Origin of the sequence: Serratia sp. 2C06 (assembly GCF_050037615.1) — a bacterium.
In the GTDB taxonomy this organism is placed as follows: domain Bacteria; phylum Pseudomonadota; class Gammaproteobacteria; order Enterobacterales; family Enterobacteriaceae; genus Serratia; species Serratia ureilytica.
On record NZ_CP188299.1, the window covers coordinates 699,631 to 720,702 of the forward strand.

At 54.1% G+C, this 21,072-nt stretch carries 22 protein-coding genes, 3 tRNA genes and 3 rRNA genes; 6 read left to right on the top strand and 22 right to left on the bottom strand.

Annotated features, from left to right (window positions below; genetic code table 11):
- Positions 1 to 35: 35 nt before the first annotated feature.
- The 6 genes from ACP3TA_RS03730 to ACP3TA_RS03755 form a co-directional block, all read right to left on the bottom strand.
- Positions 36 to 111: transfer RNA gene (locus tag ACP3TA_RS03730), tRNA-Thr, on the bottom strand.
- Between the two features lie 14 nt (positions 112 to 125).
- Positions 126 to 241 (bottom strand): 5S ribosomal RNA (gene rrf / locus ACP3TA_RS03735).
- Between the two features lie 99 nt (positions 242 to 340).
- Positions 341 to 3,248, bottom strand: a 23S ribosomal RNA gene (locus ACP3TA_RS03740).
- Between the two features lie 206 nt (positions 3,249 to 3,454).
- Positions 3,455 to 3,530, bottom strand: a tRNA-Ala gene (locus ACP3TA_RS03745).
- Positions 3,531 to 3,568: 38 nt separating this feature from the next.
- A tRNA-Ile gene (locus ACP3TA_RS03750) sits at positions 3,569 to 3,645 on the bottom strand.
- Positions 3,646 to 3,719: 74 nt separating this feature from the next.
- Positions 3,720 to 5,261 (bottom strand): 16S ribosomal RNA (locus ACP3TA_RS03755).
- Together the 16S, 23S and 5S rRNA genes with 3 tRNA genes alongside form the textbook arrangement of a ribosomal RNA operon.
- Before the next feature lie 507 nt (positions 5,262 to 5,768).
- Between ACP3TA_RS03755 and ACP3TA_RS03760 the strand changes: the two genes are divergently transcribed.
- Positions 5,769 to 6,311: a gamma carbonic anhydrase family protein gene (locus ACP3TA_RS03760; protein ID WP_033645236.1), complete on the top strand. Its 543-nt coding sequence runs from the start codon at positions 5,769 to 5,771 to the stop codon at positions 6,309 to 6,311.
- A gap of 38 nt (positions 6,312 to 6,349) precedes the next feature.
- On the opposite strand, the gene aroE is transcribed toward ACP3TA_RS03760, so the two are convergent.
- From aroE to dprA, 5 genes are read right to left on the bottom strand one after another with little or no spacing between them, the layout of a single operon-like run.
- Complete coding sequence (gene aroE, locus ACP3TA_RS03765; protein WP_060660864.1) at positions 6,350 to 7,168, bottom strand: shikimate dehydrogenase; 819 nt, start codon at positions 7,166 to 7,168, stop codon at positions 6,350 to 6,352.
- 11 nt (positions 7,169 to 7,179) lie between these two features.
- Positions 7,180 to 7,749 carry an L-threonylcarbamoyladenylate synthase type 1 TsaC gene (tsaC, locus tag ACP3TA_RS03770; protein ID WP_033645237.1) on the bottom strand — a complete coding sequence of 190 codons (570 nt, stop codon included), beginning with the start codon at positions 7,747 to 7,749 and terminating at the stop codon, positions 7,180 to 7,182.
- A 7-nt stretch (positions 7,750 to 7,756) separates the two neighbouring features.
- Entirely contained in the window at positions 7,757 to 8,302 is a 546-nt protein-coding gene (locus ACP3TA_RS03775) for a DNA topoisomerase family protein (RefSeq protein ID WP_019456195.1), read from the bottom strand.
- 25 nt (positions 8,303 to 8,327) lie between these two features.
- On the bottom strand, positions 8,328 to 8,801 hold the full coding sequence (gene smg, locus ACP3TA_RS03780; protein WP_025160381.1) for a DUF494 family protein Smg: 474 nt from the start codon (positions 8,799 to 8,801) through the stop codon (positions 8,328 to 8,330).
- Entirely contained in the window at positions 8,773 to 9,894 is a 1,122-nt protein-coding gene (dprA, locus tag ACP3TA_RS03785; protein WP_033652727.1) for a DNA-protecting protein DprA, read from the bottom strand. The genes smg and dprA overlap by 29 nt, the downstream gene beginning before the upstream one ends.
- Before the next feature lie 133 nt (positions 9,895 to 10,027).
- Between dprA and def the strand changes: the two genes are divergently transcribed.
- The 5 genes from def to mscL all read left to right on the top strand — a co-directional run bounded on the left by def (position 10,028) and on the right by mscL (position 14,845).
- The gene (gene def, locus ACP3TA_RS03790) at positions 10,028 to 10,537 is read left to right on the top strand and encodes a peptide deformylase (RefSeq protein WP_015379260.1); all 510 of its coding nucleotides are present in this window, start codon (positions 10,028 to 10,030) and stop codon (positions 10,535 to 10,537) included.
- 17 nt (positions 10,538 to 10,554) lie between these two features.
- Positions 10,555 to 11,499, top strand: a complete 945-nt coding sequence (gene fmt / locus ACP3TA_RS03795) for a methionyl-tRNA formyltransferase (RefSeq protein WP_046687909.1) — start codon at positions 10,555 to 10,557, stop codon at positions 11,497 to 11,499.
- A 72-nt stretch (positions 11,500 to 11,571) separates the two neighbouring features.
- Positions 11,572 to 12,861 (top strand): 16S rRNA (cytosine(967)-C(5))-methyltransferase RsmB, encoded by a 1,290-nt coding sequence (gene rsmB, locus ACP3TA_RS03800; protein WP_103101982.1) that lies wholly within the window; start codon positions 11,572 to 11,574, stop codon positions 12,859 to 12,861.
- A 53-nt stretch (positions 12,862 to 12,914) separates the two neighbouring features.
- Positions 12,915 to 14,291, top strand: a complete 1,377-nt coding sequence (trkA, locus tag ACP3TA_RS03805) for a Trk system potassium transporter TrkA (RefSeq protein ID WP_004929716.1) — start codon at positions 12,915 to 12,917, stop codon at positions 14,289 to 14,291.
- A gap of 137 nt (positions 14,292 to 14,428) precedes the next feature.
- Positions 14,429 to 14,845 (top strand): large-conductance mechanosensitive channel protein MscL, encoded by a 417-nt coding sequence (gene mscL, locus ACP3TA_RS03810; protein WP_033645241.1) that lies wholly within the window; start codon positions 14,429 to 14,431, stop codon positions 14,843 to 14,845.
- 58 nt (positions 14,846 to 14,903) lie between these two features.
- Here mscL and ACP3TA_RS03815 read toward each other — a convergent pair whose 3' ends face one another.
- From ACP3TA_RS03815 to rplO, 11 genes are all read right to left on the bottom strand, one after another.
- Positions 14,904 to 15,110 (bottom strand): alternative ribosome-rescue factor A, encoded by a 207-nt coding sequence (locus ACP3TA_RS03815; protein ID WP_004929720.1) that lies wholly within the window; start codon positions 15,108 to 15,110, stop codon positions 14,904 to 14,906.
- A gap of 74 nt (positions 15,111 to 15,184) precedes the next feature.
- Positions 15,185 to 15,616: a Zn(2+)-responsive transcriptional regulator gene (gene zntR / locus ACP3TA_RS03820; RefSeq protein WP_016930321.1), complete on the bottom strand. Its 432-nt coding sequence runs from the start codon at positions 15,614 to 15,616 to the stop codon at positions 15,185 to 15,187.
- A complete protein-coding gene (locus ACP3TA_RS03825) occupies positions 15,616 to 15,990 on the bottom strand; it encodes a DUF1992 domain-containing protein (protein WP_033645242.1) in 375 nt (124 codons plus the stop codon). Before ACP3TA_RS03825 ends, zntR begins: the two co-directional genes overlap by 1 nt.
- 149 nt (positions 15,991 to 16,139) lie before the next feature.
- Positions 16,140 to 16,529 carry a 50S ribosomal protein L17 gene (gene rplQ / locus ACP3TA_RS03830; RefSeq protein ID WP_004929726.1) on the bottom strand — a complete coding sequence of 130 codons (390 nt, stop codon included), beginning with the start codon at positions 16,527 to 16,529 and terminating at the stop codon, positions 16,140 to 16,142.
- A gap of 40 nt (positions 16,530 to 16,569) precedes the next feature.
- Positions 16,570 to 17,559, bottom strand: coding sequence for a DNA-directed RNA polymerase subunit alpha (locus ACP3TA_RS03835; protein ID WP_002919219.1), 990 nt, complete (start codon positions 17,557 to 17,559; stop codon positions 16,570 to 16,572).
- Between the two features lie 25 nt (positions 17,560 to 17,584).
- Positions 17,585 to 18,205: a 30S ribosomal protein S4 gene (gene rpsD, locus ACP3TA_RS03840; RefSeq protein ID WP_004929729.1), complete on the bottom strand. Its 621-nt coding sequence runs from the start codon at positions 18,203 to 18,205 to the stop codon at positions 17,585 to 17,587.
- Positions 18,206 to 18,235: 30 nt separating this feature from the next.
- The gene (gene rpsK / locus ACP3TA_RS03845) at positions 18,236 to 18,625 is read right to left on the bottom strand and encodes a 30S ribosomal protein S11 (RefSeq protein ID WP_004929731.1); all 390 of its coding nucleotides are present in this window, start codon (positions 18,623 to 18,625) and stop codon (positions 18,236 to 18,238) included.
- Between the two features lie 16 nt (positions 18,626 to 18,641).
- Complete coding sequence (gene rpsM, locus ACP3TA_RS03850; protein WP_004929734.1) at positions 18,642 to 18,998, bottom strand: 30S ribosomal protein S13; 357 nt, start codon at positions 18,996 to 18,998, stop codon at positions 18,642 to 18,644.
- A 148-nt stretch (positions 18,999 to 19,146) separates the two neighbouring features.
- Positions 19,147 to 19,263, bottom strand: a complete 117-nt coding sequence (gene rpmJ / locus ACP3TA_RS03855) for a 50S ribosomal protein L36 (protein WP_002227352.1) — start codon at positions 19,261 to 19,263, stop codon at positions 19,147 to 19,149.
- A gap of 33 nt (positions 19,264 to 19,296) precedes the next feature.
- Positions 19,297 to 20,628, bottom strand: coding sequence for a preprotein translocase subunit SecY (gene secY / locus ACP3TA_RS03860; RefSeq protein ID WP_004929740.1), 1,332 nt, complete (start codon positions 20,626 to 20,628; stop codon positions 19,297 to 19,299).
- A gap of 7 nt (positions 20,629 to 20,635) precedes the next feature.
- A complete protein-coding gene (gene rplO / locus ACP3TA_RS03865; RefSeq protein WP_004929742.1) occupies positions 20,636 to 21,070 on the bottom strand; it encodes a 50S ribosomal protein L15 in 435 nt (144 codons plus the stop codon).
- Positions 21,071 to 21,072 lie beyond the last annotated feature (2 nt).

Sequence of the window (21,072 nt, forward strand, 5' to 3'; positions counted from 1 at the left end):
TTTCTGCCGAACTTCTAAACCCACTTTAAATAAAGTGGTGCTGATACCCAGAGTCGAACTGGGGACCTCACCCTTACCAAGGGTGCGCTCTACCAACTGAGCCATATCAGCACGCTTAATTTGATGCCTGGCAGTGTCCTACTCTCGCATGGGGAGACCCCACACTACCATCGGCGCTACGGCGTTTCACTTCTGAGTTCGGCATGGGGTCAGGTGGGACCACCGCGCTATTGCCGCCAGGCAAATTCTGTTTCATTCCAACCGCTTCACTTCCGTGAAGCCATCAGAACCAATCTTGGAACGTCGCTGAAAATCTCTCTAAAAACACCTTCGGTGTTGTAAGGTTAAGCCTCACGGATCATTAGTACTGGTTAGCTCAATGCATCGCTGCACTTACACACCCAGCCTATCAACGTCTTAGTCTTAAACGTTCCTTCAGGGGCCTTAAAGGCCCAGGGAAGACTCATCTTGAGGCAAGTTTCGCGCTTAGATGCTTTCAGCGCTTATCTTTTCCGCACTTAGCTACCGGGCAATGCCATTGGCATGACAACCCGAACACCAGTGGTGCGTTCACTCCGGTCCTCTCGTACTAGGAGCAACCCCTCTCAATCTTCCAACGCCCACGGCAGATAGGGACCGAACTGTCTCACGACGTTCTAAACCCAGCTCGCGTACCACTTTAAATGGCGAACAGCCATACCCTTGGGACCTACTTCAGCCCCAGGATGTGATGAGCCGACATCGAGGTGCCAAACACCGCCGTCGATATGAACTCTTGGGCGGTATCAGCCTGTTATCCCCGGAGTACCTTTTATCCGTTGAGCGATGGCCCTTCCATTCAGAACCACCGGATCACTAAGACCTACTTTCGTACCTGCTCGAGCCGTCACTCTCGCAGTCAAGCTAGCTTATGCCTTTGCACTAACCTCACGATGTCCGACCGTGATTAGCTAACCTTCGTGCTCCTCCGTTACTCTTTGGGAGGAGACCGCCCCAGTCAAACTACCCACCAGACACTGTCCTCACCCCAGATTATGGGGCCGAGTTAGAACATCAAACATTAAAGGGTGGTATTTCAAGGATGGCTCCACGCAGACTGGCGTCCACGCTTCAAAGCCTCCCACCTATCCTACACATCAAGGCTCAATGTTCAGTGTCAAGCTATAGTAAAGGTTCACGGGGTCTTTCCGTCTTGCCGCGGGTACACTGCATCTTCACAGCGAGTTCAATTTCACTGAGTCTCGGGTGGAGACAGCCTGGCCATCATTACGCCATTCGTGCAGGTCGGAACTTACCCGACAAGGAATTTCGCTACCTTAGGACCGTTATAGTTACGGCCGCCGTTTACTGGGGCTTCGATCAAGAGCTTCGCCTTGCGGCTGACCCCATCAATTAACCTTCCAGCACCGGGCAGGCGTCACACCGTATACGTCCACTTTCGTGTTTGCACAGTGCTGTGTTTTTATTAAACAGTTGCAGCCAGCTGGTATCTTCGACTGGCTTCAGCTCCATCCGCGAGGGACTTCACCTACATGCCAGCGTGCCTTCTCCCGAAGTTACGGCACCATTTTGCCTAGTTCCTTCACCCGAGTTCTCTCAAGCGCCTTGGTATTCTCTACCTGACCACCTGTGTCGGTTTGGGGTACGATTTAATGTTACCTGGAGCTTAGAGGATTTTCCTGGAAGCAGGGCATCAACTACTTCTGCACCGTAGTGCATCGTCATCACGCCTCAGGGTTAGTATGCAACCGGATTTACCAGGTCACACCCCCTACACGCTTAAACCGGGACAACCGTCGCCCGGCTAGCCTAGCCTTCTCCGTCCCCCCTTCGCAGTAACACCAAGTACAGGAATATTAACCTGTTTCCCATCGACTACGCTTTTCAGCCTCGCCTTAGGGGTCGACTCACCCTGCCCCGATTAACGTTGGACAGGAACCCTTGGTCTTCCGGCGAGCGGGCTTTTCACCCGCTTTATCGTTACTTATGTCAGCATTCGCACTTCTGATACCTCCAGCAACCCTCACAGGCCACCTTCAACGGCTTACAGAACGCTCCCCTACCCAACAACGCCTAAGCGTCGCTGCCGCAGCTTCGGTGCATGGTTTAGCCCCGTTACATCTTCCGCGCAGGCCGACTCGACCAGTGAGCTATTACGCTTTCTTTAAATGATGGCTGCTTCTAAGCCAACATCCTGGCTGTCTATGCCTTCCCACATCGTTTCCCACTTAACCATGACTTTGGGACCTTAGCTGGCGGTCTGGGTTGTTTCCCTCTTCACGACGGACGTTAGCACCCGCCGTGTGTCTCCCGTGATAACATTCTTCGGTATTCGGAGTTTGCATCGGTTTGGTAAGCCGGGATGGCCCCCTAGCCGAAACAGTGCTCTACCCCCGAAGATGAGTTCACGAGGCGCTACCTAAATAGCTTTCGGGGAGAACCAGCTATCTCCCGGTTTGATTGGCCTTTCACCCCCAGCCACAAGTCATCCGCTAATTTTTCAACATTAGTCGGTTCGGTCCTCCAGTTAGTGTTACCCAACCTTCAACCTGCCCATGGCTAGATCACCGGGTTTCGGGTCTATACCTTGCAACTAGTCGCCCAGTTAAGACTCGGTTTCCCTACGGCTCCCCTATACGGTTAACCTTGCTACAAAATATAAGTCGCTGACCCATTATACAAAAGGTACGCAGTCACACCACGAAGGTGCTCCCACTGCTTGTACGTACACGGTTTCAGGTTCTATTTCACTCCCCTCGCCGGGGTTCTTTTCGCCTTTCCCTCACGGTACTGGTTCACTATCGGTCAGTCAGGAGTATTTAGCCTTGGAGGATGGTCCCCCCATATTCAGACAGGATGTCACGTGTCCCGCCCTACTCATCGAACTCACGACCTGTGCATTTTAGTGTACGGGACTATCACCCTTTACTGCGCGACTTTCCAGACGCTTCCACTAACACACAAGCCGATTCAGGTTCTGGGCTCCTCCCCGTTCGCTCGCCGCTACTGGGGGAATCTCGGTTGATTTCTTTTCCTCGGGGTACTTAGATGTTTCAGTTCCCCCGGTTCGCCTCATGCCACTATGTATTCATGACATGATAGTGTGTCGAAACACACTGGGTTTCCCCATTCGGGTATCGCCGGTTATAACGGTTCATATCACCTTACCGACGCTTTTCGCAGATTAGCACGCCCTTCATCGCCTCTGACTGCCTAGGCATCCACCGTGTACGCTTAGTCACTTAACCTCACAACCCGAAGATGTTTCCATCGTTCGCGCTGCAAACATTTGAGAGACTCTATGACAGGTTACTCTTCATCCCAATACATCTACGGAGGGATAAATTTCAGCCGTCATGTTTCAATTTTCAGCTTGTTCCAGATTGTTAAAGAGCAAAATACTTCGCAGCATACTGTCGCCAATATACTCTGAAGTATTCAATACCGGACTATATGGTGGAGCTAAGCGGGATCGAACCGCTGACCTCCTGCGTGCAAGGCAGGCGCTCTCCCAGCTGAGCTATAGCCCCATACAGTCACGTGCAGTACCTTTTCCACTTACAAGAAGTGGTAGGCCTGAGTGGACTTGAACCACCGACCTCACCCTTATCAGGGGTGCGCTCTAACCACCTGAGCTACAAGCCTATAAAGGTATTTCTGCTCGTTACTTTCTATCAGACAATCTGTGTGAGCACGCCACTCGAACTAATATCTTTAGGTAAGGAGGTGATCCAACCGCAGGTTCCCCTACGGTTACCTTGTTACGACTTCACCCCAGTCATGAATCACAAAGTGGTAAGCGCCCTCCCGAAGGTTAAGCTACCTACTTCTTTTGCAACCCACTCCCATGGTGTGACGGGCGGTGTGTACAAGGCCCGGGAACGTATTCACCGTAGCATTCTGATCTACGATTACTAGCGATTCCGACTTCATGGAGTCGAGTTGCAGACTCCAATCCGGACTACGACGTACTTTATGAGGTCCGCTTGCTCTCGCGAGGTCGCTTCTCTTTGTATACGCCATTGTAGCACGTGTGTAGCCCTACTCGTAAGGGCCATGATGACTTGACGTCATCCCCACCTTCCTCCAGTTTATCACTGGCAGTCTCCTTTGAGTTCCCGGCCGAACCGCTGGCAACAAAGGATAAGGGTTGCGCTCGTTGCGGGACTTAACCCAACATTTCACAACACGAGCTGACGACAGCCATGCAGCACCTGTCTCAGAGTTCCCGAAGGCACCAAAGCATCTCTGCTAAGTTCTCTGGATGTCAAGAGTAGGTAAGGTTCTTCGCGTTGCATCGAATTAAACCACATGCTCCACCGCTTGTGCGGGCCCCCGTCAATTCATTTGAGTTTTAACCTTGCGGCCGTACTCCCCAGGCGGTCGATTTAACGCGTTAGCTCCGGAAGCCACGCCTCAAGGGCACAACCTCCAAATCGACATCGTTTACAGCGTGGACTACCAGGGTATCTAATCCTGTTTGCTCCCCACGCTTTCGCACCTGAGCGTCAGTCTTCGTCCAGGGGGCCGCCTTCGCCACCGGTATTCCTCCAGATCTCTACGCATTTCACCGCTACACCTGGAATTCTACCCCCCTCTACGAGACTCTAGCTTGCCAGTTTCAAATGCAGTTCCCAGGTTGAGCCCGGGGATTTCACATCTGACTTAACAAACCGCCTGCGTGCGCTTTACGCCCAGTAATTCCGATTAACGCTTGCACCCTCCGTATTACCGCGGCTGCTGGCACGGAGTTAGCCGGTGCTTCTTCTGCGAGTAACGTCAATTGATGAACGTATTAAGTTCACCACCTTCCTCCTCGCTGAAAGTGCTTTACAACCCGAAGGCCTTCTTCACACACGCGGCATGGCTGCATCAGGCTTGCGCCCATTGTGCAATATTCCCCACTGCTGCCTCCCGTAGGAGTCTGGACCGTGTCTCAGTTCCAGTGTGGCTGGTCATCCTCTCAGACCAGCTAGGGATCGTCGCCTAGGTGAGCCATTACCCCACCTACTAGCTAATCCCATCTGGGCACATCTGATGGCAAGAGGCCCGAAGGTCCCCCTCTTTGGTCTTGCGACGTTATGCGGTATTAGCTACCGTTTCCAGTAGTTATCCCCCTCCATCAGGCAGTTTCCCAGACATTACTCACCCGTCCGCCGCTCGTCACCCGGGGAGCAAGCTCCCCTGTGCTACCGCTCGACTTGCATGTGTTAAGCCTGCCGCCAGCGTTCAATCTGAGCCATGATCAAACTCTTCAATTAAAAGCTTGATTTGCTTCCACTCGAGAAGCGGTGCTCAAAGATTCACTGCATGAATTTTACTTCAGTTAGTCACTCTTCAAGACTTGATATTTTTTTGCATCCGAAGATGCTGGATATCGTCTTGTGGAGTGCCCACACAGATTGTCTGATAAATTGTTAAAGAGCAGTGAGTTAGGCGCTTTCGCTTGCTAACTCGAGGTGGCGTATATTACGCTTTCCTCTTTCAGAGTCAACCCTAATTTTCAGGATTTTTTCTCTTTCTTCCCGGCCGCTGTGTGAAGTGAATCACTTGCGCCGTGTCGATGGAGGCGCATTATAGGGATCCGAGTTTTTTGCACAACCCCTTTTTTGATCTTTTCTTTCTGTTTGCACACTTTTCAGCCCTTCCGAGTGGATCTTGTGCGATCAGGGCCATTTTCCGCAGGATCCGGCGCTGCGATTGGTTGTAATTCCATCGTCAGAGTCTAGTATTGCCGGTAAATATGATCCCGACGTGAGGCAAGCACCATGTCCGATGCAGTACGTTCTTATCTTCAATACACCCCCAAACTCGGTCAGCGCGTCTTGATCGATCCTTCCAGCGTCGTCATCGGCGACGTCGATCTGGCGGATGACGTCAGCATCTGGCCGCTGGTCGCCATTCGGGGCGACGTCAATGCGGTAAAGATCGGCGCACGCAGCAATATACAGGACGGCAGCGTACTGCATGTGACTCACCGCTCCGAACATAACCCCGACGGTTATCCCCTGTTGATTGGAGAAGACGTGACCGTAGGCCATAAAGCGATGCTGCACGGCTGCGCCATCGGCAACCGGGTGCTGGTCGGTATGGGATCGATCCTGCTGGACGGTGTAGTAGTAGAAGACGACGTGATGATTGGTGCCGGCAGTTTAGTGCCGCCGGGCAAACGCCTGGTCAGCGGCTATCTCTATATGGGCAGCCCGGCACGCCAGGTTCGGCCGTTGACCGCCGCCGAGTTGGAAGGATTGCTTTATTCTTCGAACAACTATGTACGCTGGAAAGATGAATACCTGTCGGAAGACATCTGACGGACGCCCCGTTCCCTATAAAGAGAACGGGGTTGCATTTATGCCGCCAGTTCGCTGCGCAACTGGCGCAATACCGGCTCAATCTCTGGCATCACTCCATGCCAAAGCAGGAAAGCATGCGCCGCCTGCCCCACCAGCATGCCCAACCCATCGGCATATTCCGTTGCTCCCTGCTGCTGCGCCCAGGCCAGGAATGGCGTAGTGCCCTGCTGATAGAACATGTCATAGCAACGAGTGTGCGCATTAACTACGCCCGCCGGCAACGCCGGGATCTCTCCGCTGATGCCGGACGCCGTCGCATTGATCACCAGTTCGAACGCTTGCTGATCCAATTGATCCATCGGCGCCGCCGAGATCTCCCCCAGATGCCGAAAAGCGTCTGCCAACGCCAGGGCTCGGCTGAAGGTGCGGTTGGTGATCGTTAGCCGACAGCCGAAAGACAGCAGCGGCAGGATCACGCCGCGCGCTGCGCCGCCGGCGCCCATCAGCAGGATGCGATCCTGCGGCCGGATCAATTGCTGACGCTGTAGATCGGTCAGCAACCCGATGCCGTCGGTGTTATCCCCCAACAGCTCGCCATTCGGCAATACCTTCAGGGTGTTGACCGCACCGGCCATCGCTGCGCGCTCGCTCAGCTCAGAAGCGGCCGAATAAGCACGCTCCTTGAAGGGCACCGTGACGTTCGCCCCCAGCCCTCCGGCGCGGATAAACGCCTGCAGGCTGGTTTCAAAACCGTCTAACGGCGCCAACACCGTCCCGTAAGGATGCTCAATGCCGGTCTGGGCAGCAAACAGCGCATGAATTCGCGGCGACTTGCTGTGGCCGATAGGGTTGCCAAATACCGCAAACTTCTCCATGCCCATTACCTCTAGCCCTGACGGATCTGTTCGCCGGTCAGAACGTCTCTGATTTCGGAAGGATTAAGACGGCCACCCACCTTGCCGCGCAATACCGGGAAAGCTTCGCCGAACTGCCGCGTAACCTCATCCGCACTGCGGCATGGCTCCAGCCCACTGAGATTGGCGCTGGTCGACACCAGCGGCTTGCCATACTGCCGGCACAGCTGCTGCACCAACGGATGATCGCTGACGCGCACCGCCAGCGAGCTGAAGCGTCCGGTCAGCAAACGCGGCGTCTCCGGCCGAGCGGGCAAAACCCAGGTTACCGGCCCAGGCCAGCTGGCAAACATCGTCGTGCGCTGCTGTTCGCTGAGCGCACTGTCGTCGATATAAGGCTTAAGCTGTGCATAGTCGGCGGCGATCAAAATCAGCCCCTTTTCCCACGGCCGCTGTTTCAGCGCCAGCAATGCATTGACCGCCTGCTCGCTGTCGGGATCGCAACCCAGGCCGAATACGGCTTCTGTGGGATACGCAATCACCTGCTGTTGATGCAAAGCATCGATGATAGATAAAAGGTTCGGGCTTAATTCTGAGTTCATGATGTGATTATTCTGTAGTCGCGACGGGTTTTCCGCACAGCTTGCTGGCACAGCACAGGACGGGGCCTTTTGCCGTGCGCTTTTCCATCAGCAGCGGATAATGGCAATAGGCGCACTCACCGGCGACAGGTTTAACATTGAGGGCAAACTGGCATTCCGGGTAACGATCGCAGGAATGAAAAACTTTGCCGTAACGCGACTTGCGCTGCAGCAGTTTGCCTTGGCCGCACTGCGGACAGGTAATGGCGGTTTCGTCAGGCTTATCGATCACTTCAGTGTGATCGCACTGCGGATAATCGCTGCAGCCGATAAACATGCCATAGCGCCCCTGGCGCAGCACCAACGTCGCCTGACATTTCGGGCACTGTTGCCCATCCAAGACCTTAACGATATGTCCATCGGCCTGCGCTTTCAGCGGCCGAATATATTGGCATTCAGGGTACTGGGAACAGCCGAGGAAGGGGCCGTGGCGACCGCTACGGATCACCAGTTCGGCCCCGCATTCCGGACAGGGTTCATTTTGCCTGGCGGCAAAAATCGCGTTTTTTGTCATAACGTCTTCTATGCGCGTTATCGGCTCAATGCAGATAACCTTCGTTCACTTCAAACAACAGTTCTTCCATTTGCTGATAGGCGCTTTCATATCCGGGGATATTAAACAGCACCATCAACACGACCCATTTCAGATCTTCGAGATCGAATTCCGCATTATCCAAAGCCATAACGCGGTCGATAACCATTTCACGGGTTTCGAGGTTCAATACCTGAATCTGTTCCAGGAACAGGAGAAAACCACGGCAGCCGGCGTCCAGACGTGCACCTTCTTCTTCGGTGTAGATCCGCATTGCCAGCGGATCGGCATCCATAAAGTAAGGGGCATTTTGACCCTCTTGCAGGTCAGCCAACTTCTCAAGCCAATTCAACGCGTTGTAGATATCATCCCGATGAAACCCCGCCTGAGCGAGATCATCGGTCAGTTGATCCTGATCGACGCGCATCTCTGGTTCATTGTGGATATAAGTTTCAAACAAGTACATGAGTACGTCGAACATGGCTTGCCCTCCTTATTCGGACATAGCCGCCGGGTACAGCTGCGATCCACCCTGCTAACTCCAGCTCGAGTAACTTGATTACCACCACTGGCACAGGTTGGCCGGCACGTTCAGCGACGACGTCAACAGGTGTCACCTCATCTCCTACGTTAGCCAACACATCGCCAAATGGCAATTCAACTTCAGCTTGCGACGCACAAATAGTTGTATTTTCGTTCAGTGACAGCCATTGAAGGCCGCTTCCCAGCAATTCGGCGATATCTTTCGGCCCGGTGACCAGATGCGCGCCCTGCTGGATTAACCAATGCGTCCCCTCACTCATCGGGTTTCCTAATGGCCCAGGCAAGGCGAATACCTCACGCCCCTGCTCCAACGCGTAGCGAGCCGTCACCAGGGTACCGCTGCGCAGCGAAGCTTCTATGACCAGAACCCCCAGGCTGAGCCCGCTGATAATGCGGTTACGGCGTGGGAAATGGTCGGCCAGAGGCAAATCGGTGACTAAATGATCTGAAATCACGGCGCCGCCCTGCTCGACTATCTGCTCCGCGAGCCGGCGGTGCCGGCGCGGATAGATATTGCCTAGCCCGCTGCCCAACACCGCAATCGTGCAGCCATCGGCCGCCAGCGCCGCACGATGGCAAATGCCGTCGATGCCGATCGCCAAACCGCTGGTGATGGTGAAACCGCAACGCGCCAACTCCTCGGCGAAATGGTTCGCCCAACGCTCGCCGTAATGGCTGAACTGCCGGCTGCCGACCATAGCGAGCTGAGGTTGCAACAGCACCCGAGGATCGCCCTCGATCAGCAGAAACAGCGGCGCGTCGTCGATCTGAGCCAGGTTTTCAGGATAGCCGGGCGCCCCATAGTTCAGCATACGGTGCGCCGGCTCCTCCAGCCAACGCAGGGTGGCCGCCAGATAGACGGGATCCACTCGGTTGAACTGTGCCTGCTGCCGTTCGTTCAATCCCAGCTCATGCAACACGCGGCGAGGCTCGCCACTCATTTGCGATAACTGTCGCACGAGCCGACTGGCCACGACGGTCTGTAGCCCCGTGACTCCCCGCATCCGTAAAGCGATCTCTTCCGGCCGCATCGTCTGTTCCCTCAGCAAAAACGGTGGTATTGCCAATCTGAGCAATTGGTGCGCAATGCTGTCAATCAGGTCGGGAAATGTCTAGAATAGAGGTTAAACCTCGTTCATTACTCGGATACAGATCTAAAGATATATGTCAGTCTTGCAGGTATTACATTTCCCAGACGAGCGTCTGCGCAAAGTCGCAGCGCCGGTAAAAGAAGTCAATGCAGATATCCAGCGCATCGTGGATGATATGTTTGAAACCATGTACGCAGAGGAAGGCATTGGCCTGGCTGCGACTCAGGTGGATATCCATCAGCGCATTATCGTGATCGACGTCTCCGAGAATCGCGATCAGCGCCTGGTGCTGATCAACCCGGAGCTGCTGGAAAAAAGCGGCGAAACCGGCATCGAGGAAGGCTGTCTTTCCATTCCCGAGCAGCGTGCGCTGGTGCCGCGCGCCGCGCAGGTGAAGATCCGCGCGCTGGATCGCGAAGGCAAACCTTTCGAGCTGGAAGCGGACGATCTGCTGGCGATCTGCATCCAGCACGAGATGGATCACCTGATGGGTAAACTGTTCGTCGATTACCTGTCGCCGCTCAAGCGTCAGCGCATTCGTCAGAAACTGGAAAAAATGGCCAAGCTTCAAGCCCGCGCCTAACCGATCAGGAAATCAACGTGTCTGACTCTTTACGGATTATTTTCGCCGGAACACCAGACTTCGCAGCGCGTCATCTTGACGCGCTGTTGTCATCTGAGCACCAGATTGTCGGCGTATTCACTCAACCCGACCGTCCGGCAGGCCGCGGCAACAAGCTAACGCCCAGCCCGGTCAAAATGCTGGCCGAACAACACCAATTGCCGGTATTTCAGCCTAAATCGCTGCGCCCCGAAGAGAACCAGCGTCTGGTGGCGGATCTCAACGCCGACGTGATGGTGGTGGTTGCCTACGGGTTGATTCTGCCGCAAGCGGTGCTGGATATGCCGCGTCTTGGCTGCATCAACGTACATGGTTCGCTGCTGCCTCGCTGGCGCGGCGCGGCGCCGATCCAGCGTTCGCTCTGGGCCGGTGACAGCGAAACCGGCGTGACTATCATGCAGATGGATGTCGGTCTCGATACCGGTGACATGATGCACAAGATCGCCTGCCCGATTGAGAGCAGCGATACCAGCGCCAGCCTCTACGACAAGCTGGCGCAGCTCGGCCCGCAGGGCATGCTGACGACGCTGCGCAAAATGGCCGACGGCAGCGCCACCCGCGAAGTGCAGGACGAGTCGCAGGTCACCTACGCCGAGAAGCTGAGCAAAGAAGAAGCTCGCCTGGATTGGACACTGTCCGCCGCACAGCTGGAGCGTTGCATCCGCGCCTTCAACCCTTGGCCGATAAGCTACTTCACCATCGATGAGCAACCGGTGAAAGTGTGGCAGGCCAGCGTAATGGCGGAAAGCGCCAACGCGGAGCCGGGCACCGTTGTCCATGCCGACAAGCACGGCATTCAGGTGGCGACCGCCGACGGTATCCTCAATCTGATCCAACTGCAGCCCGCCGGCAAGAAACCGATGTCGGCGCAAGACCTGTTAAATTCACGTCGTGAATGGTTTACCCCGGGTAACCGGCTGTAAGTCACCCCACTGCCCGGCCGTTCATCGCCGGGCCGTTATTTTCTTAATGCCGATCGTTATCAGCTTCAGCCTATGAAAAATAATTACAATCTCCGCAGCATCGTTGCCAAAGCCATCGGCCAGGTGCTGGATCAAGGGCAGTCACTGAGTACTGTCCTGCCGGCGCTGCAAACCTCCATCAGCGATAAAGACCGCGGGTTGCTGCAGGAACTGTGCTTCGGCACGTTACGCGTACTGCCGCAGCTCGAATGGTGCATTCAGCAATTAATGGCCAAACCGCTGACCGGCAAGCAACGTACACTTCACTATTTGCTGATGGTCGGCTTGTATCAGCTGCTGTATACCCGTATCCCGGCGCACGCCGTACTCGCAGAAACCGTGGAAGGTGCGGTGGCGCTGAAACGCCCACAGTTAAAAGGTTTGATTAACGGCGTCTTGCGGCAATTCCAGCGCCAGCAGGAAGAACTTCTGCAGCGCGCCGCCAACAATGACAGCCGCTACCTGCACCCGAGCTGGTTGCTGAAACGCATCCAACAGGCTTATCCCGCCAACTGGCAACAGATCGTCGACGCCAATAACCAGAAGCCGCCGATGTGGCTGCGCGTCAACCGCCTGCATCACACCCGTGAGGCTTACCTGCAGCTGCTGACCGACGCCGGCATCGCCGCAGAGCCTCATGCAGACTATGCCGACGCCGTGCGGTTGCTGGCACCTTGCGCCGTGACCGATCTGCCAGGGTTCGCCGACGGCTGGGTCACTGTGCAAGATGCCTCAGCCCAAGGCTGTGTTGATCTGTTGGATCCACAAGACGGTGAACAGATCCTCGATTTGTGCGCCGCGCCCGGCGGCAAAACCACGCATATTCTGGAAGCGGCGCCGAAAGCACAGGTTATGGCCGTCGATATCGACGAACAGCGTCTGGCGCGGGTGAAAGAAAACCTGCAGCGTCTGCGTTTGCACGCAGAGGTTAAACTGGGCGATGGCCGCACACCGCAGCAATGGTGCGGTGACAAGCAGTTCGACCGTATCCTGCTGGACGCGCCTTGTTCGGCCACCGGCGTGATCCGCCGTCATCCCGACATCAAATGGCTGCGCCGCGATCGCGACATCGCCGAACTCGCCGCCCTGCAAGCCGATATCCTGGAGGCCGTCTGGCCGCATCTGAAATCAGGCGGCGTGATGGTTTACGCAACCTGCTCTATTCTGCCGGATGAAAACAGTAGTCAGATCGCCGCGTTCTTGCAGCGCCATGCCGATGCCAAGCTGGTTGAAACCGGCGATGCGCAGCGGCCGGGACGGCAGAATATCCCGCATCCCGAGGACGGCGATGGCTTCTTTTACGCTAAGCTGATTAAAATGTAATTCTTCAGGGTGCCCACGCGCCCTAAGTCTTTCAGTGTGAAGCAGAGAACACGATGAAAATAATTATTCTTGGTGCCGGGCAGGTTGGCGGGACGCTGGCGGAAAACCTGGTAGGTGAAAACAACGATATCACCGTCGTCGATACCGACTCCGGCCGGTTGCGTCAGCTGCAGGATAAATTCGATCTGCGAGTGGTTCAGGGACATGGTTCTCACCCCCGGGTGCTGCGCGAAGCTGGCGCAGAAGATGCCGACATGCTGGTCGCCGTCACCAACTCCGACGAAACCAACATGATCGCCTGCCAGATCGCCTATTCTCTGTTTAATACCCCCAACCGTATCGCCCGTATCCGCGCGCCGGAATATATCCGCGAGTCGGAGAAACTGTTCCTGCCGGAAGCGGTGCCGATCGACCATCTGATTTCGCCGGAGCAGCTGGTCATCGACTATATCTACAAGCTGATTGAATACCCCGGCGCGCTGCAGGTGGTCAACTTCGCCGAAGGCAAGGTCAGCATCGCCGCGGTTAAAGCCTATTACGGCGGCCCGCTGGTCGGCAATGCGCTCTCTTCGATGCGCGAACACATGCCGCATATCGACACTCGCGTCGCCGCCATTTTCCGCCAGGATCGGCCGATTCGTCCGCAAGGCTCGACCATTATCGAAGCCGGTGATGAAGTGTTCTTCGTTGCCGCCTCACAGCACATTCGCGCGGTGATGAGCGAACTGCAACGGCTGGAAAAACCTTATAAGCGCATCATGATCGTCGGCGGCGGCAACGTCGGCGCCGGCCTGGCCGCCAAGCTGGAGAAAGACTATAACGTCAAACTCATTGAGCGCAATCAGCAACGTGCCGCCGAACTGGCCGAGCAGTTGCACGATACCATCGTGTTCTACGGCGATGCCTCCGACCAGGAACTGCTGGCCGAAGAGCACGTCGAGCAGGTGGATGTCTTCATCGCCATCACCAACGACGATGAGGCCAACATCATGTCGGCTATGCTGGCCAAGCGCATGGGCGCCAAGAAAGTGATGGTCCTGATCCAGCGGCGCGCCTATGTCGATCTGGTACAAGGCAGCGTGATCGATATTGCCATTTCACCGCAGCAGGCAACCATCTCCGCGCTGCTTGGGCATGTGCGCAAAGCGGATATCGTCAGCGTTTCATCGCTGCGCCGCGGCGTGGCGGAAGCGATCGAGGCGATTGCCCACGGGGATGAAAGCACGTCCAAAGTGGTCGGCCGCATCGTCGAAGACATCAAGCTGCCGCCGGGTACCACCATCGGCGCGATCGTGCGTGGCGACGACGTGATCATTGCCAACGGCAACAGCAAAATCGAACAGGGCGATCACGTCATCATGTTTATTACCGACAAGAAATTCGTGCCTGACGTTGAACGCCTGTTCCAACCGAGCCCATTCTTCTTGTAGAACGAATTTATTTGGCTATGGTCTATAATCGCGTGGTTGTTCTCTGCCTTGGGAGGAGATAAAACTTCTCTCCTTTTGTGGCAAAGGGAAATTGCTTTGTTAAACTTGAGTTATTAATTCTGCAAGGGGTGCGTTCTATGAGTATGTTGAAAGAGTTTCGCGAATTTGCCATGCGCGGCAACGTGGTCGATCTGGCCGTCGGTGTGATTATCGGTGCCGCGTTCGGCAAGATTGTTTCATCCTTCGTCGCTGATATCATCATGCCTCCGCTGGGCTTACTGATCGGCGGTGTCGACTTTAAACAGTTCCATCTGGTATTACGTGAAGCTCAGGGCGCCGTACCGGCGGTGGTAATGAACTACGGTTCATTCATCCAAACCGTATTTGACTTCGTGATTGTCGCCTTCGCCATCTTCCTGGCGATTAAATTGATGAACAAAATGCGCCGCAAACAAGAAGAAGCTCCGGCAGCGCCGCCAGAACCTACTGCAGAAGAGAAACTGCTGACGGAAATCCGTGATTTGCTGAGCCATCAACAGCAGCCAAAACTGTAAGACAGCATTTGGTTATGCCAATAAAAAGCCACCGGATGAAGGTGGCTTTTTTAATGCCTTAAAACCAGAAGGCCAGTGGTAAATTATCGTTTGATAGTTTGCCACTGGCCTCCCAGTTACCGCCTTTGTTGTGTTTTTCTTTACGTCGATAGCTGCCTTTGCCTTTCACATTCTTTTCTACCCGCTGACGGAATAGCGGGTCATGCAGCAGCGCCTCAATGGCGTTATCTTGAATCTGGCCTTTGGTGTGACGATATTTCGTCATGATAATGCTCCTGTAAAATATGAGGGATAAAACGGGGCGATAATACTGCCGGCGATATAAAAATTAAAGTGCCGTCAGCAACCTTTTTTGCCTTTGTCATCGCTGGCGCCCTGTTCCAAAGCTTCCAGGATCGAACAGTAGTTGCTGGTATGGGCGGTACCGCAGCAGGCGTCGCTCAGCCGTTTCAACGATTCACGCATCCGGGTCAGCTCCGCCAACTTGCTTTCCACTTCGCTCAGGCGCGCATCAACGATAGACTTCGATTCCTGGCAGGTGTGATGTTCCGGATCGACCCGGATCGACAGCAGCTCGGCGATCGTTTCCAGAGTAAAGCCCAACTGCTTGGCATAGCGGATAAAACGCAGCCGCTGCAGATCCTGCTCGGTGTACAGCCGATAACCGCCTTCAGTACGGACATTGTGATCCATCATGCCCTGCTTTTCATAGTAACGCACGGTATCCGGCGTCACTTCGGCAAGCTTGGCCAACTGACCTATCTTGAACATTACTTCTCCTCTCGGGTGAGTTTACCGTCCAGCGCACGCTGATATTCGCCATGCAAGAAGTCCGTGCTCATTCCAGCGTGACGCAACCGATGTTCCAGCAGCGCCATGCGCTTGCTGAGATCGACATAGTCCGGATGCTCACTGTTGATCCCTTGCAGTAAGTGAGCAACGGTTAATGCCTCTTTGCGATCTTCCAGCGCCGGCGGCAGATAACCGGCATTTTTCAGCAGGCGGTAACCGGCGCGTAGCTCAGCAGGCACCGCGCTGTCATCGTCCAGCACGAGCGGTTGTCCCTGGCCGGGCAGATTGTCGAACTCGCCTTTATCCTGGGCATCAAGGATATGACGTTCCGCCCATTGGTCGAGCAACCCCATAACAGACAGCCTCAGTGAGCTTATTGAATGAGTCTAAGCATAACGGATAGGAGCGGGGATCTTAAGCTCGGCGGGGGGAATTGAGCACATTTGGCTGGATTTGGACGTAAAAAAACCGGGCAAGCCCGGTTTTTTTACGCGTCTACAGATTACTCTGCAGTTGCTACTTCTGCTTGAGACTCAGCACGATCAACCAGCTCGATGTATGCCATCGGCGCGTTGTCGCCTGCGCGGAAGCCACACTTCAGAATGCGAGTGTAACCACCGGCACGGCTCGCGAAACGCGGGCCCAGCTCGTTAAACAGTTTTGCCACGATCTCGTTATCACGAGTACGGGCGAATGCCAGACGACGATTAGCTACGCTGTCGGTCTTGGCAAGAGTAATCAGCGGCTCAACAACGCGACGCAGCTCTTTTGCTTTTGGCAGGGTCGTCTTGATGATCTCATGACGAACCAAAGAGCCGGCCATGTTACGGAACATAGCCTGGCGATGGCTGCTGTTACGGTTCAGTTGACGACCACTCTTACGATGGCGCATGACCTTATCCTTCTCAGTAAAACCTTAACCTGTGATCCGGTTACTCGTCAGCAATGCTTGCCGGCGGCCAGTTTTCCAGGCGCATGCCCAGAGACAGACCACGTGAGGCCAGCACGTCTTTAATCTCGGTAAGAGATTTTTTACCCAGGTTTGGCGTTTTCAGCAACTCAACCTCGGTACGCTGTACCAGATCACCGATGTAGTGGATAGCTTCTGCCTTGAGGCAGTTAGCAGAGCGGACAGTCAATTCCAGATCGTCAACAGGGCGCAGCAAGATCGGATCGAATTCCGGTTTCTCTTCTTTAACTTCCGGCTGACGTACATCACGCAGGTCAACGAAAGCTTCAAGTTGTTCAGCCAGAATGGTGGCCGCACGGCGGATCGCCTCTTCAGGATCGATCGTGCCATTGGTCTCCATCTCGATGACCAGCTTATCCAAGTCAGTACGCTGTTCTACACGCGCAGCTTCAACATTGTAGGCGATACGCTCTACAGGGCTGTAGCAGGCGTCAACCAACAGACGACCGATTGGGCGCTCATCTTCTTCCGAATGAATTCGGGCAGAAGCCGGCACATAACCGCGACCGCGCTGAACTTTGATACGCATGCTGATAGCCGCGTTCTCATCAGTCAGGTGGCAGATCACGTGCTGAGGCTTGACGATTTCGACATCACCATCATGGGTGATGTCGGCAGCGGTCACAGGGCCAATGCCAGATTTATTCAGGGTAAGAATAACTTCGTCTTTGCCTTGAACTCTCACCGCCAGCCCTTTCAGGTTGAGCAGGATCTCCAGGATATCTTCCTGTACGCCTTCTTTGGTGCTGTACTCATGCAGTACACCATCAATCTCAACCTCGGTCACCGCGCAACCCGGCATAGATGAAAGCAGAATACGGCGCAGTGCGTTGCCAAGAGTATGGCCAAAGCCACGCTCTAAAGGCTCAAGGGTCACCTTGGCGTGCGTCGAACTGACTTGCTCGATATCTACCAGGCGCGGTTTTAGAAACTCTGTCACAGAACCCTGCATTGTGTCCTCTCTTTGGTACTAAGCTTTACTTGGAGTAAAGCTCGACGATCAGGTGTTCGTTAATGTCCGCAGACAGATCGGTACGTTCAGGCATACGCTTGAACACGCCTTCCATCTTAGCAGCATCAACTTCCAGCCAAGTCGGCTTTTCACGCTGCTCAGCCAGCTCCAGAGAAGCTTTAACACGAGACTGCTTTTTAGCTTTCTCGCGGATGCTGACTACGTCATTCGGAGATACCTGATAAGAAGCGATGTTAACAACGCGACCGTTTACCATAACTGCTTTGTGGCTAACCAGCTGACGTGACTCTGCACGAGTAGCGCCGAAGCCCATACGGTAAACAACGTTGTCCAGACGACCTTCCAGCAGCTGCAACAGGTTTTCACCGGTGTTGCCCTTCAGGCGGGTTGCTTCTTTGTAATAGTTACGGAATTGACGCTCCAGAATGCCGTACATACGGCGAACTTTCTGCTTCTCACGCAACTGAACACCGTAATCAGACAGACGCGGTTTACGCGCACCGTGCTGACCAGGTGCTTGTTCAATTTTACACTTGGAATCGATCGCGCGAACGCCAGACTTAAGGAACAGGTCTGTGCCCTCACGACGGCTCAGCTTGAGCTTAGGACCCAAATATCTTGCCATTTTCTTTCTCCAACAATCCTAAAAGCTGCGTTACACGCGGCGCTTTTTCGGCGGACGACAACCGTTATGAGGGATCGGAGTCACATCAGTAATATTAGTGATGCGGAAACCAGCCGCGTTCAGAGCGCGGATAGTAGACTCACGACCAGGACCAGGTCCTTTAACCATAACTTCCAGGTTCTTGATACCGTATTCTTTTACTGCGTCAGCACAACGTTCTGCTGCAACCTGTGCTGCGAACGGAGTGGACTTACGAGAACCACGGAAACCGGAACCACCGGCTGTTGCCCAACCCAAAGCATTACCCTGACGATCAGTGATGGTAACGATGGTGTTGTTGAAAGAAGCATGGATATGAGCCACGCCGTCAGAGACTTGCTTTCTTACACGCTTACGTGTACGAACAGGTGCCTTTGCCATTATTCAATAACCCCGATTATTTCTTGATCGGCTTGCGCGGACCCTTACGGGTACGAGCGTTGGTCTTGGTGCGCTGACCGCGTACCGGCAGACCACGACGATGACGCAAACCACGATAGCAACCAAGGTCCATAAGACGCTTGATGCTCAGGGTAATTTCACGACGCAAATCACCCTCAACGGTGTATTTGGCAACTGCATCACGAAGCTTTTCGATTTGCTCTTCAGACAGCTCACTGATCTTAACATTTTCAGCAATACCCGTGGATGCACAGATAGCCTGTGAACGGGTTTTACCGATACCGAAGATCGACGTTAAGGCGATAACGGTATGTTTATGATCAGGAATGTTAATGCCTGCTATACGGGCCACTATGCACTCCTACTATTTTATACAGCAACACCATTCTGAAAAGCCCGTTTTCAGGATACTCAAATAATGTTGCAGTGCGACATACAAAAGATTGGCTGGCTAATCTAGCCAGCTCAACCCAACTTTGCAAGAAAAATATGCGAGATAATCAGCCTTGACGCTGTTTATGCTTCGGCTCGGCGCTGCAAATCACACGAACGACACCGTTACGCTTAACGATTTTGCAGTTACGACATAATTTCTTGACGGAAGCACGAACTTTCATTTTTACTCTCCGTAACTTCTCAAACGAATCTGACTAGCGGTTATAGCCTTTCAGATTTGCTTTCTTCAATGCAGACTCGTACTGACTTGACATCATCAGAGTTTGCACTTGAGCCATAAAGTCCATGATGACGACAACCACGATCAGTAGCGAGGTACCACCAAAGTAGAATGGTACTTTCATTGCATCACGCATGAACTCCGGGATCAGGCAGATGAAAGTAATGTACATCGCGCCCACCAGGGTTAAACGCGTCATTACTTTATCGATATACTTCGCCGTTTGCTCTCCCGGACGAATTCCTGGTACGAAGGCACCGGACTTCTTCAGGTTATCTGCTGTCTCACGCGGGTTGAATACCAACGCCGTGTAGAAGAAACAGAAGAAGATGATTGCAGACGCATAGAGTAACACATAAAGCGGTTGCCCTGGCTGCAAATACAGCGAAATCGTAGTCAGCCAGTTCCAACCGGTACCGCCCCCAAACCATGATGCAATCGTGGCCGGGAACAGAATAATGCTGGAAGCGAAAATCGCCGGGATAACACCCGCCATGTTCACTTTCAACGGTAAGTGTGTACTCTGTGCTGCATAAACACGACGACCTTGTTGACGCTTCGCATAGTTAACGACGATACGACGTTGACCACGCTCGATGAAAACAACGAAGAAGGTTACTGCAAACACCAATACTGCAACCAACAGCAGCAGGAGGAAGTGCAGGTCGCCTTGCCGCGCTTGCTCGATAGTATGGGCCACTGCCGGCGGGAGCCCCGCTACAATACCCGCGAAGATAATGATCGAGATACCGTTGCCGATACCGCGCTCAGTAATCTGCTCACCCAGCCACATCAGGAACATTGTCCCGGTGACCAAGCTCACAACCGCAGTAAAGTAGAATGCAAAGCCTGGGTTTAACACCAGGCCCTGCATACCAGGCATATTCGGCAGACCGGTAGCAATACCGATCGACTGGAATATGGCCAATACCAGCGTACCGTAACGGGTGTACTGACTAATCTTGCGACGGCCAGCCTCCCCTTCTTTCTTGATTTCCGCCAACGCCGGATGAACCACCGTCAGCAGCTGGATAATGATCGACGCCGAAATATACGGCATGATCCCCAGAGCAAAGATAGAAGCACGGCTGAGGGCACCACCAGAGAACATGTTAAACATTTCAATGATAGTGCCTCTCTGCTGCTCAAGCAATTTGGCAAGCACAGTGGCATCGATACCAGGAATCGGAATGAAAGAGCCGATGCGGAAGACAATCAGCGCGCCGATGACAAACAAAAGTCTGCGCTTCAGCTCGCCGAGCCCGCCTTTAGCACTTTGAAAATCTAATCCTGGTTGCTTAGCCATCTGCTACTTATTCCTCAATTTTACCGCCAGCAGCCTCGATAGCAGCACGAGCGCCTTTGGTGACACGCAGACCACGCAGGGTTACCGGACGAGCGACTTCGCCAGAAAGTACAACTTTCGCGAATTCGATCTGGACACCAACTACGTTAGCGGCTTTCAGCGCGTTCAGGTCGATAACATCGCCTTCAACCAGAGCCAGTTCAGACAGACGAACTTCTGCCGTGATCATCGCTTTGCGTGAAGTGAAGCCGAATTTCGGCAGACGACGGTACAGAGGCATCTGACCACCTTCGAAACCACGACGTACGCCACCGCCAGAACGAGACTTCTGACCTTTGTGACCACGGCCGCCGGTTTTACCCAGGCCAGAACCAATACCACGACCTACACGCTTAGGCGCATGCTTGGCACCTTCAGCCGGAGACAGAGTATTTAAACGCATCT

Bases quoted from the DNA above. Each gene is read 5' to 3' on its own strand.
- ACP3TA_RS03760 (WP_033645236.1), top strand. From the start codon at position 5,769: ATGTCCGATGCAGTACGTTCTTATCTTCAATACACCCCCAAACTCGGT.
- aroE (WP_060660864.1), bottom strand. From the start codon at position 7,168: ATGGAGAAGTTTGCGGTATTTGGCAACCCTATCGGCCACAGCAAGTCG.
- tsaC (WP_033645237.1), bottom strand. From the start codon at position 7,749: ATGAACTCAGAATTAAGCCCGAACCTTTTATCTATCATCGATGCTTTG.
- ACP3TA_RS03775 (WP_019456195.1), bottom strand. From the start codon at position 8,302: ATGACAAAAAACGCGATTTTTGCCGCCAGGCAAAATGAACCCTGTCCG.
- smg (WP_025160381.1), bottom strand. From the start codon at position 8,801: ATGTTCGACGTACTCATGTACTTGTTTGAAACTTATATCCACAATGAA.
- dprA (WP_033652727.1), bottom strand. From the start codon at position 9,894: ATGCGGCCGGAAGAGATCGCTTTACGGATGCGGGGAGTCACGGGGCTA.
- def (WP_015379260.1), top strand. From the start codon at position 10,028: ATGTCAGTCTTGCAGGTATTACATTTCCCAGACGAGCGTCTGCGCAAA.
- rsmB (WP_103101982.1), top strand. From the start codon at position 11,572: ATGAAAAATAATTACAATCTCCGCAGCATCGTTGCCAAAGCCATCGGC.
- trkA (WP_004929716.1), top strand. From the start codon at position 12,915: ATGAAAATAATTATTCTTGGTGCCGGGCAGGTTGGCGGGACGCTGGCG.
- mscL (WP_033645241.1), top strand. From the start codon at position 14,429: ATGAGTATGTTGAAAGAGTTTCGCGAATTTGCCATGCGCGGCAACGTG.
- ACP3TA_RS03815 (WP_004929720.1), bottom strand. From the start codon at position 15,110: ATGACGAAATATCGTCACACCAAAGGCCAGATTCAAGATAACGCCATT.
- zntR (WP_016930321.1), bottom strand. From the start codon at position 15,616: ATGTTCAAGATAGGTCAGTTGGCCAAGCTTGCCGAAGTGACGCCGGAT.
- ACP3TA_RS03825 (WP_033645242.1), bottom strand. From the start codon at position 15,990: ATGGGGTTGCTCGACCAATGGGCGGAACGTCATATCCTTGATGCCCAG.
- rplQ (WP_004929726.1), bottom strand. From the start codon at position 16,529: ATGCGCCATCGTAAGAGTGGTCGTCAACTGAACCGTAACAGCAGCCAT.
- ACP3TA_RS03835 (WP_002919219.1), bottom strand. From the start codon at position 17,559: ATGCAGGGTTCTGTGACAGAGTTTCTAAAACCGCGCCTGGTAGATATC.
- rpsD (WP_004929729.1), bottom strand. From the start codon at position 18,205: ATGGCAAGATATTTGGGTCCTAAGCTCAAGCTGAGCCGTCGTGAGGGC.
- rpsK (WP_004929731.1), bottom strand. From the start codon at position 18,625: ATGGCAAAGGCACCTGTTCGTACACGTAAGCGTGTAAGAAAGCAAGTC.
- rpmJ (WP_002227352.1), bottom strand. From the start codon at position 19,263: ATGAAAGTTCGTGCTTCCGTCAAGAAATTATGTCGTAACTGCAAAATC.
- secY (WP_004929740.1), bottom strand. From the start codon at position 20,628: ATGGCTAAGCAACCAGGATTAGATTTTCAAAGTGCTAAAGGCGGGCTC.
- rplO (WP_004929742.1), bottom strand. From the start codon at position 21,070: ATGCGTTTAAATACTCTGTCTCCGGCTGAAGGTGCCAAGCATGCGCCT.